Origin of the sequence: Chitinophaga sp. SYP-B3965 (assembly GCF_009647655.1) — a bacterium.
In the GTDB taxonomy this organism is placed as follows: domain Bacteria; phylum Bacteroidota; class Bacteroidia; order Chitinophagales; family Chitinophagaceae; genus Chitinophaga.
The window spans coordinates 80,281-90,360 of sequence record NZ_WJFD01000009.1; the positions used below are offsets into that span (position 1 = coordinate 80,281).

The 10,080-nt window shown below is 44.8% G+C and carries 9 protein-coding genes; 4 read left to right on the forward strand and 5 right to left on the reverse strand.

Annotation, left to right across the window (positions count from 1 at the left end):
• Positions 1 to 178 precede the first annotated feature (178 nt).
• Positions 179 to 940: a geranylgeranylglyceryl/heptaprenylglyceryl phosphate synthase gene (locus tag GFS24_RS28640; protein WP_153665912.1), complete on the reverse strand. Its 762-nt coding sequence runs from the start codon at positions 938 to 940 to the stop codon at positions 179 to 181.
• Between the two features lie 286 nt (positions 941 to 1,226).
• Here GFS24_RS28640 and GFS24_RS28645 point away from each other — a divergent pair, with 286 nt between their 5' ends.
• Positions 1,227 to 4,553 carry a vitamin B12-dependent ribonucleotide reductase gene (locus GFS24_RS28645; RefSeq protein WP_153665914.1) on the forward strand — a complete coding sequence of 1,109 codons (3,327 nt, stop codon included), beginning with the start codon at positions 1,227 to 1,229 and terminating at the stop codon, positions 4,551 to 4,553.
• Positions 4,554 to 5,648: 1,095 nt separating this feature from the next.
• On the opposite strand, the gene GFS24_RS28650 is transcribed toward GFS24_RS28645, so the two are convergent.
• The gene (locus GFS24_RS28650; protein ID WP_153665916.1) at positions 5,649 to 6,395 is read right to left on the reverse strand and encodes a diphthine--ammonia ligase; all 747 of its coding nucleotides are present in this window, start codon (positions 6,393 to 6,395) and stop codon (positions 5,649 to 5,651) included.
• A 240-nt stretch (positions 6,396 to 6,635) separates the two neighbouring features.
• Here GFS24_RS28650 and GFS24_RS28655 point away from each other — a divergent pair, with 240 nt between their 5' ends.
• Positions 6,636 to 7,124 (forward strand): hypothetical protein, encoded by a 489-nt coding sequence (locus tag GFS24_RS28655; protein WP_153665918.1) that lies wholly within the window; start codon positions 6,636 to 6,638, stop codon positions 7,122 to 7,124.
• A 164-nt stretch (positions 7,125 to 7,288) separates the two neighbouring features.
• Positions 7,289 to 7,642: a YcxB family protein gene (locus GFS24_RS29550; RefSeq protein ID WP_173003233.1), complete on the forward strand. Its 354-nt coding sequence runs from the start codon at positions 7,289 to 7,291 to the stop codon at positions 7,640 to 7,642.
• Here the strand turns inward: GFS24_RS29550 and GFS24_RS28665 are convergent.
• Together GFS24_RS28665 and prs are read right to left on the reverse strand one after the other, a co-directional pair.
• Positions 7,618 to 8,049: a GNAT family N-acetyltransferase gene (locus GFS24_RS28665; protein WP_153665922.1), complete on the reverse strand. Its 432-nt coding sequence runs from the start codon at positions 8,047 to 8,049 to the stop codon at positions 7,618 to 7,620. The genes GFS24_RS29550 and GFS24_RS28665 overlap by 25 nt on opposite strands.
• 12 nt (positions 8,050 to 8,061) lie before the next feature.
• On the reverse strand, positions 8,062 to 8,991 hold the full coding sequence (gene prs / locus GFS24_RS28670) for a ribose-phosphate diphosphokinase (RefSeq protein WP_153665924.1): 930 nt from the start codon (positions 8,989 to 8,991) through the stop codon (positions 8,062 to 8,064).
• A 118-nt stretch (positions 8,992 to 9,109) separates the two neighbouring features.
• Between prs and GFS24_RS28675 the strand changes: the two genes are divergently transcribed.
• Positions 9,110 to 9,859, forward strand: coding sequence for a carboxypeptidase-like regulatory domain-containing protein (locus tag GFS24_RS28675; protein ID WP_153665926.1), 750 nt, complete (start codon positions 9,110 to 9,112; stop codon positions 9,857 to 9,859).
• Positions 9,860 to 9,888: 29 nt separating this feature from the next.
• Here GFS24_RS28675 and GFS24_RS29045 read toward each other — a convergent pair.
• Positions 9,889 to 10,080 (reverse strand): hypothetical protein (locus GFS24_RS29045; RefSeq protein ID WP_216647578.1); only part of this gene is annotated, 192 nt, incomplete at its 5' end.

Consider the following 10,080-nt stretch of genomic DNA (forward strand, 5'->3'; position numbering starts at 1 on the left):
CACGGTATTATCGAGGGACTTTTACTGGTTGGTTTAATATTAAAACAGATAGCTCTTTAAATCGGATGCTAAGATATACAACCTCTATGAAGTTTTCACAGATTTTTACATTTCCTGAAAATAAAATTGATGTACGGATGTTTATCCTGCAGAAAGGAACCCACTGGATAAGAGTGTGTTAGCGATTTACATTCACTGGAGCCTGATGTACGGCATCGGCAATTTCTTTGATAAGGGAGAGGTCCTTTTCAATAGCATTTCCAACAACAATAATATCTGCGCCGGCTTTACAATTGCGGTAAGCTTTTTCCGCATCGCGGATACCGCCGCCAACAATAACGGGAATATCCACCTGGCTGGCAACCCTGTGGATCATACTTTCTGTAATAGGTTTGCGGGCACCGCTGCCGGCATCCATATAGATCACTTTCATGCCCAGCATATCGCCGGCCATAGCAGTAACCATGGCAATATCATCTTTATCTGCAGGGATGGGAGTAGTATTACTAATGTAAGAAACGGTGGTAGGGGCACCGCCATCGATCACCATATAACCGGTGGAGATCACTTCAAGTGCACTTTTTTTCACTGCCGCAACGGAAACCACATGCTGGCCAATGAGTAATTCCGGATTACGGCCGGAGATCACGGAGAGGTAAAGCAAAGCATCTGCAAATTTCGAAACCTGCGAGGGGCTGCCGGGGAACAGGATTACCGGAATAGAACAGGTAGCCTTGATCTGTTGAACCACCTCGTCGAGATGGTTGGTGATCACAAGACTGCCGCCTAAAAATATATAATCAACCTTCGCCTCAGTGCATTTGGCAGTCAGATCAGCGATACCGGTAGGGGTTACCTTATCGGGATCAATCAGAACTGCGAATGACTTTGTACCTTTTGCCTTTCTTTCGATAAAGGAATTGTATATTTTTTTATACATTAATTTTGCATTGTTCCGGTTGTGGCAAATGTATAAATTATTTTCTAATAAGGCACATAGTTAAATAAGTATGCATAGCATTGATTTTACAACTGAAATAGCACTAAAAGAGTGCCAAGTTCCCCTTTTTACCCCCTAATTGTTAATCGAGGCAGTCTTTTTGCTTATGCACAGCCTGTGGATAAGAATAATAGCCAATCAAAGGTTTAAAAAATTATTTTAGTAATCCCGCGTAGAAAGAGAGTTATAAACCGATTTGCTTAATCCTGTAAATAATCCAGGGCATATGAAAAATCAAGAGAATAAGGCTGGTGGCCTTGTATTCACTCGTCACTTTACCCAGGAAGGTATTAGCCCCTATGATCAGTTCGAATATGACTTCCGCTCCTCTGTGATCCGCAACCCTGGCGGGGATGTGGTGTTTGAAATGAATAATGTGGAAGTCCCTAAGGGATGGTCTCAGATCGCTACAGATATCCTTGCTCAAAAATATTTCCGTAAAGCCGGTGTTCCGCAGCCTGATGGTTCCCTTGGCCGGGAAACCTCCGTAAAGCAGGTCGTGCACAGAATGTGCAATTGCTGGCGCGCCTGGGGAGAAAGGTATGGTTATTTTGCCTCCCCGAAAGATTCCGCCATATTTTATGAAGAGCTGGTCTATGCCATGCTCAACCAGGCCTGTGTACCAAATTCCCCGCAATGGTTCAATACCGGCCTCCATGAAAGTTATGGGATCAAAGGCAAACCGCAGGGCCACTACTTTGTGGACCCCCGCACCAATAAACTGGAAAGATCCACTTCAGCATACGAAAGACCCCAGCCCCATGCATGTTTCATTCTCAGTGTGAGTGACGATCTTGTGAATGATGGTGGTATTATGGACCTCTGGGTAAGGGAAGCCCGGATCTTTAAATATGGCTCCGGCGTAGGCACCAATTTCTCCCACCTTCGTGGTGATGGAGAAAAACTGAGTGGTGGCGGCACTTCCAGCGGCCTTATGAGTTTCCTCAAAATAGGAGACAGAGCAGCTGGTGCTATCAAATCAGGAGGCACTACCCGCCGGGCAGCTAAAATGGTTTGCCTGGACCTGGACCATCCGGAGATCCTGGAATTTGTTAACTGGAAGGTCGAGGAAGAAAAGAAAGTGGCAGCCCTCATTGCTGCAGGTTATTCTTCTGATTATGAAGGAGATGCCTATAAAACCGTCTCCGGCCAGAACTCCAATAACTCCGTGAGAATCCCCAATAGCTTCTTCCATGCACTGGAATCTGACGGGGATTGGGAATTAAAAGGCCGCATGAACGGCAAAACCACTAAAACCCTCAAAGCAGTAGACCTCTGGAGCCAGATAGCTTACGCAGCCTGGCGTTGTGCAGACCCCGGTACCCAATATGATACTACTATTAATGAATGGCATACTTGTCCCCAGGGCGGAAGGATCAATGCATCCAATCCTTGCTCTGAGTACATGTTCCTGGATAATACAGCCTGCAACCTGGCTTCCGTAAATCTGCGCCGCTTCTTTAATGAAGGCAATAACCAGTTTGATGTGCCGGGTTTTGAATACACCGTGCGGTTATGGACCGTTGTATTAGAAGTTTCCGTGCTCATGGCGCAATTCCCTTCCAAAGAAGTAGCCCAGCTGAGTTACGAATACAGAACACTGGGGCTTGGTTATGCCAACCTGGGTTCCATGCTGATGGTGAGCGGCATTGCTTATGATAGTGAAGAAGCACGTGGAATTGCCGGAGCTATTACAGCCATCATGACCGGTGTATCTTATAAGACATCTGCGGAAATGGCCAGTCACCTGGGTCCTTTCCCTAAATTCGAAGAGAACAGAACAGAAATGCTCCGGGTGATGCGTAATCACCGGGCTGCAGCATATGATGCAGCAGATGCTTTTGAAGGACTGGAGATCCAGCCACTGGGCATCGACGCAAAATATTGCCCGGACTATCTCCTGAAAGCAGCCACAAAGGCCTGGGACGATGCTGTGCAGTTAGGAGAAAAATATGGTTACCGGAATGCGCAGGCTACCGTGATCGCACCAACCGGAACAATTGGCCTGGTCATGGATTGCGACACTACCGGCGTGGAACCTGATTTTGCGCTCGTTAAATTCAAAAAATTATCCGGCGGTGGTTACTTTAAGATCATCAATCAATCCATTCCGGCCGCATTACGTAACCTCCGGTATAAAGAAAATGAGATCAAAGCCATTGTGGATTATGCCAAAGGCACAGGAAGTTTTGCCGGTGCACCCTACATTAATCCGCAAACACTGAGTGAAAAAGGATTTATTGCAGAAGAGATCAAAAAGCTGGATGTGGCAGTGGCCTCTTCCTTTGATGTGGCTTTTGTGTTCAATGTATACACGCTGGGTGAGGAATGTTTGCAAAGGATCGGTTTCACACCTGAGCAGTTCTATAATATGGAGTTCAGCCTGTTGCATGAGCTGGGCTTTACAGATGAACAGATAGAAGCTGCGAATGATTATGTATGTGGTACCATGACAGTGGAAGGGGCGCCTTATCTGAAAGAAACAGACCTCCCTGTTTTTGACTGCGCTAATAAATGTGGTAAAAAAGGAGAACGTTTCATTCACCCGCATGGCCACATTCGCATGATGGCAGCCACGCAGCCATTTATTTCAGGCGCTATTTCAAAAACCATCAACCTCCCTAATGAGGCTACGGTGGAAGAGATCGCTGATGCTTACAAACTGAGCTGGGAATTAGGGCTTAAAGCCTGTGCTTTGTACAGGGATGGATCTAAACTGAGCCAGCCGCTGAATACAAAAGGAGACAAGAGAAAGAGGGGAGAAGTGGCAGAGGCAGAAAATACCGGGCAGATCATTGATATGGACCAGCTAACGATAGATGAATTGCTGGAAGAATTGAATAAGCGCATGATCGCTAGTTCGGATACCTCACTGAAACGTGCCTTATCAAGGATCGTAGAAAGAAAAACACTGCCTGGCAAACGCCGTGGATTTACACAGAAGGCCAAAGTTGGCGGACAACCCATCTTCGTGCGCACAGGTGAATACAACGACGGAACACTGGGAGAGATCTTTATTGATCTGGCAAAAGAAGGTTCCACTTTGCGCAGCCTCATGAACTGTTTTGCAATAGCAGTGTCCGTTGGTTTGCAATATGGCGTGCCGCTGGAAGAGTTTGTAGATAAATTTGTATTTACCCGCTTTGAGCCTTCAGGCATGGTAGATCATCCAAATATTCGTTCTTCCACTTCATTGATCGATTATATTTTCAGAGTGCTGGGTTATGAGTATCTCGGCCGAACTGATCTTGTACATATACTGGATGCACCAGGAAATACAGGAGAAGATGATTGGGATGATGATCCTGTTGAGCCAGTTGTTAAACCAGAATTATCCAACATGAGGATTGTTGGTACAGCAAGTAATCAATCCGGCCAAAAGTCCGTGAAACCGCAGCCAGTAGCTGCTGCCAGCGGAGAGAGCAGTACACAGGAATACATGCGCAGCATGCAGAGTGATGCTCCCGCCTGTAGTACCTGCGGACATATCACTGTACGTTCAGGAACATGTTACAAATGTCTGAATTGCGGTAACAGCATGGGTTGTAGCTGATGTGATTTGCAATTGTTTAGGAATGTTTAACAAGCGTAGTAAAGCGAATCGTTGGATAGTGTGCCTTGAAAGTGGCTTGGGGATTGGGTTTGTGTGGTTTTTACGCAACGAATACTTTGTTAATTATTTGTTATTCGATGGCAAAAATTTCAAATAAAGTTAACATAGATATACCTTTGTATACAAATAGGGTTTTCATAGGATAGTAACAAATTGAGGGCACTTTTCTAAGTGCCCTTTTTCTTTTCCCCCTTGTCTGTAAAGGGTTTCAGCCGAAGCCTTTCTTCCACCACTTTTACGAAGGATTTGCACAAAACAGTTCAATAACTGCAAAAAAGATGCATGCATTACAATGCACCCGCAATTATTTGCGACATGAAAGATGCGTGATCACTTTAGTGAAGGAAAATATAAGGTACACTAAAACACAACAGGAGCAAGGGATTGCGCCTTAGAGGGTAGCTTCTGCGAAGAGGGCACATTGCTTTAAAAAACATAGCTGCATCTTCGCAATTGAAATGAGATGATTGATGTGAAGATGTATTGCTTGTAGTAGTAAAATATAACGCAGCTGAAATTTCTACTGAGTCACAAGAATTTATCCCAAATTTTACTACACGTTTTTGTAACATGTTTTGCGAAGATAGGGTCATTAAAATAGGAGAAATGTTAACAGGTTTTTTCGGTTTGTTAATCTTAGAAGGTGCATGAGGGCTGCGCGGCAAAAAAAGCCCCTTTTTTGTTAACAAAACACCCCAGCCCGCAAAACCGATTTTGCCCAGGGTATCTTCAAAGTTGGATTTTCTTCAAAAAACGGCCTTTTAATTTGTTTATTTTCATTTTGAGGGGGTTATTTTGAGGATTTTGAATATTCAGACACCGATTTTTCTATTTATTCAAATTATTTTATATTTGTTAAAGTATTAATTTTTATATGGTTACTGTCCTATGAAAAACCAAATATTCCTACACCGCGAGAATCTTCTTGCAAAGTAAATGACTCTCGAAAGCAATGGATTCATCCATTGCTTTTGTTTTTTCATCAAGGTGGAGGAATAACAAAGAAAAAGAATCAAGCAACCTAACTAAAGAACCTCAGACTGGAAGTAGATCACAGAAGTAGAACCGGGTGTCCCAATCAGCCGTTTCTTTTTTAAAACAGTTTTCACCATCATCTTTATAGCAATCACCTTCCCCATTACGAACAGGGGAGTAGACTCTTTCTACCGTTTCACCTACTAAAAAATTCACGGGTCCGGTAAAGAGGGGGCCGTCAAACACAAAACTGTGAAACTCGCCGTTCTCTCCGCAAGGGTCAACCTCTGCAGGGAGATCGGCGAGAAAGGCTTCATCGATCATCCTGCCTGCAAAAGAGGCCGGCAGATATTTTGCATTCACGCAAACGATAATAGCCTTAAAGCCCGCCGTTATGAAATCTTTTATCAGCTGTGTACTATCCTTTTTCCAAAGCGGGAACACCCCTTCCATCCCGATCTGGGCCAATTGCGTTTCCCGGTAAGTACGCAGATCTTCCAGGAAAATGTCCCCAAAAACAGCGTGACTGATCCCTTCTGCCTGTAATTCAGCCAGTTGCGTGCGCATGATCCGGTTATAGTCTTCCATGGAAGCATTTTCCGGCAAATAGGCCTTTTTAAGAGGGATACCCGTTTGACGGGCCTGTTCATCCAGCAACACTTCCCTTACCCCATGCATGGAAACTCTTTGGAAAGCCTCACTGAGCGTGGTAAAGAGATAACGTATGTTGTAATCCTTCTGCTGTTGCAGCTGCCAGAGGGCAAAAGAAGCATCTTTTCCGCCACTCCAATTAATATATGCATTCATCGTCCGTAAAATTACATGTAATATTATAAGGGAAGCAGCGTTTTACTGCTGTTCCCGGCCGCCCAAAAAAAGAATAGGGCCAGTTTGCAACTTTTTATCCGGCCGGTCGTCTTTAAATTATACTCAAAAGGCTGTTTATACCGTGAAAAACGCAGTTTGTCCCGTAGAAGTGCGTATTTAGCCCCCAATGAGTATTTTATGTTATTTATTTAGTATTTTTAGGTCATTAAAAATTACCTTATGAAACAGCTGTTGTTTTTGCTAGTACTGGGAACAGTAACTGCCACTGCAGCGATCGCCGGCAATCCCGGTGATAACAACGACAACAACGGTGAGAAAACCGACAAAGGTGCAAAAGCCAAAACTACTAAGAGGGTGGAAGAGTTCATATGGACACTCCCCCAATCTTCCCAGGTAGAAAAGGTAGATGACTCCGAAATGCAAAAGGCCATGGTAGACCTCTACAAATGGTATTTGCAGAATGAAACCCGCGTTAATAACAGCTCCTCCATCAAAGGTGATAATAACGACGCACCGGTAGCTCCTTTCAAGGTTGATCCTAAGGTTTTGCAGCAGTACCTGAAATTCATCAAAATGAATTTCCCGGGACTGAATGAAGAAGATCTTACAGATAAACGCATGACCACTTCCGCTGTAAAACGGAAGAATGCGCCTGTTTCTACCTGCGACGACCTGGATGCACCAATGTCTTTGACTGCATCAAAATAATTTCGTAAGTTCGGTGAATGCATTTCCTTCAGTTTACGTACAATAGGGAAGAGGTTATAAATGCATTGCGCTCCCACTTTCTCCGACGTGGCGAAATCAAAGTATTTCGCAACACTCTCATTATTTTACTGATAGCCACTGTAACAGGTTACCTGTTTCATGTTGTGAACTTCAATGCCTTACTCGGTATTTCCACGATGATGGTGATCCTGGGCTGGGCATTCTGGTATTTGTTACCCGTTTCTACCTATAATAAGGCCGCTACTTTTAAAGACAATATCCGTTTGCGTTATAATGAGGAAGGTATGGCCATTTCTACAGGACCGGGAGAAAGAGCATTGTCCTGGAAAAGCTTTTCCCAGATCGTGGAAACAAACTCCTTTTTCTTTCTGTACAAGGATAAGCGCAGTTTTTTTCTCATTCCTACCAGTGCTTTCGAAAGTGAAACCGCTAAAGATAGTTTCAGTCAGCTGATGAAAACGCTGTTTAAAGATTACAGCCGTTTGAACATCTCATAATGGGCAATGCCCACTTCTTCAAATGCTGAACCCCGGATCAGGTAACCGTTTTTGGTATAAAAAGGCGCCGCCTCTTTGCGCGCATGCATCATTAATTCCTGGAAGCCATTCCTCTTTGCGTGCTCTTCCGCAAACCGCAGTACTTTACTGCCCGTACCTTTCCCCTGTAAATTATCATCCACCGCCATCTGGCGCAATTGCACCGTAGTTTCATTGAGGGGTGTAAGTATACAGCAGCCCAGCAGTTTTTCTTCTTCAAAACAACCAATCAGCACATCGGAGATCTCCTGCTGCAGGTATTCTTCAGAAAAAGTGAGGCCCAGCGGGGCTCTCAGGATCTTATCACGGAGTTCCACCATGGCTTTGTAATCACAACTGCCATATTCAATAAGTCTTATATCAGGCATAGAGCAAAATTATTACGGAATGCTGAGAAAATAATCAACGATCAGCGGTGCAACAGATTGCACGCGCAACATAGGATCCGTTATTTGCAGGGCATTGGGATGGGTATCTGTACAAACCACCTTTTGCACCAGGCCACTGTTACGGATCTTCTCAAACCCATTACCAGCAAAGATCCCATGGGTAGTGATCACCGCAATTTCGCTGGCCCCCGCATCTTTATAAGCCTTTGCAGCATCAAGGAGAGAACCACCTGTGCGGATCATGTCGTCATAAATGATCACCAGTTTATCCTGTACATTGGCGCTGATGCCCGTAATTTGTGTTTCTTCTCCGGAAAGGCGGCGTTTGAAAACAAAAGCAGCCTGCACCTGGAGATCATTAGCCAGGGATTCTACCCATTTTGCCCGGCCCGCATCTGTGCTGGCCATCACAAAAGGTTTACCTTGCGCAAGTTCCAGGGCCGCTTCCCGAACAAACAGTTTGCCATACAGATGTACCGGCCGCACATTGCTTTCAAAGTAATAAGAGATACCATCCACATGGAGGTCGATCATAATTACCCGGATGCCGAGAGAAGTAGTGGGCAAAGCAGAAAAAAGGATAGCGCGGTTTTTGGCCTTTACAATTTCCCCATGCTGTACAGCACGTTCCATCGTGGAATAGCCAAAGTAGGGGATCACCAGGTTGAGGCAGATAGCGCCTGTTTGTATACAACCGTTGGCAATGTCGAAGAGTTCGAGGGTTTCTTTATCATCAATTGTTCCTCCAATGAGCACTACTTCCTTGCCGCTAACGTTGCTGGTTATACGATGGTAATGTTCCCCGTCCGGGAAATCCCGGATAATAATTTCACCATCTTCCCAATCTGCAGGGGCGATCGCTAAAATGCGCGCTTTCAGATATTGGTAACGTTGTGTGGCAAACAAGATCTTCTTCGGCATGGCACGATATTCGGATGATTATCTCCGAATTTATGCAAATCCAATGGTTCCGGGCGAAGGTTTAAAAATATTTTTAACGTTTCTTTTGAGCTTGGAACGCTAAATTTGGCATATTAGTATGAAGCATTCTCTGATCAGATATACTGTTGCACTTTTCATTTTTATGATCCCCGCTTTGCAGGAAGCGGCGGCACAGGTGCGGTTAACCGGAATGGTTACGGATGGAGATACCCGTGTAGGGCTGCCCTCCGTAAGTATCTGGAATAAAAGGGCCAAAATTGGTACGGTGAGTAATGAAACCGGCCGTTATTATATTGAGGCCTTCCCGGGAGATACCATTGAGTTCTCCATGCTGAGTTATGTGAGGACCTACGTCATTGCCACCGGTATTTCCGCTTCTCAGAATATTGAACTGAAACGCCAGATCTTCGGATTACAGGGTATCAATGTGCGTGGCCGGATCTATAAAAGGGACTCCCTGGCCATCCGGGATGAATATGAGAAATACTTTGGATATAAAAGACCAGGTGCCGTGGACATCCTCAAAACATTACCTTCCAATCCCATCACTGCATTAAGTTACCTGATTCCCAACAAGGCCCGCAAACGGAAAGAGAAGTTCGGTGAGCAGCTGCAATACTGGGAAGAAGAAAAACATATCGACTACCGCTATAATCCGGAACTTGTAGCCCGGCTTACGAAACTGGAAAGCCCTGCATTGGATTCCTTCATGCTCACGCACAGGCCCAGTTACAGCTTCCTGCTCAACGCAACGGATTATGACCTGATGCTCTTCATCAAACAATCCTACGACAGGTATTTACGGGAACAGGGATTGAAACCAAAGGACACTTCTACACAACAATAATAATTATTAAGCCATCATTTGAACCATCTTCAGCCGCCGTTGTGTACTTTGCTGTAAGGAATGGACTGTTCCTGCAGGAATAATTCAAACTGACAGGAATAATACCCGGTATGTTCCATGACTACCCAGAGTTCTGCTGCTGTTGAAAGGGATAATGCCCATTTCAACCACTGCTTAAAACCTGCCGGGTTATTAGGGGTCTTTTGATGGGATTTTGCCAG

Excerpts from the sequence above, each read along its gene's own strand:
- GFS24_RS28640 (WP_153665912.1), bottom strand. The coding sequence starts at position 940 with ATGTATAAAAAAATATACAATTCCTTTATCGAAAGAAAGGCAAAAGGT.
- GFS24_RS28645 (WP_153665914.1), top strand. The coding sequence starts at position 1,227 with ATGAAAAATCAAGAGAATAAGGCTGGTGGCCTTGTATTCACTCGTCAC.
- GFS24_RS28650 (WP_153665916.1), bottom strand. The coding sequence starts at position 6,395 with ATGAATGCATATATTAATTGGAGTGGCGGAAAAGATGCTTCTTTTGCC.
- GFS24_RS28655 (WP_153665918.1), top strand. The coding sequence starts at position 6,636 with ATGAAACAGCTGTTGTTTTTGCTAGTACTGGGAACAGTAACTGCCACT.
- GFS24_RS28665 (WP_153665922.1), bottom strand. The coding sequence starts at position 8,049 with ATGCCTGATATAAGACTTATTGAATATGGCAGTTGTGATTACAAAGCC.
- prs (WP_153665924.1), bottom strand. The coding sequence starts at position 8,991 with ATGCCGAAGAAGATCTTGTTTGCCACACAACGTTACCAATATCTGAAA.
- GFS24_RS28675 (WP_153665926.1), top strand. The coding sequence starts at position 9,110 with ATGAAGCATTCTCTGATCAGATATACTGTTGCACTTTTCATTTTTATG.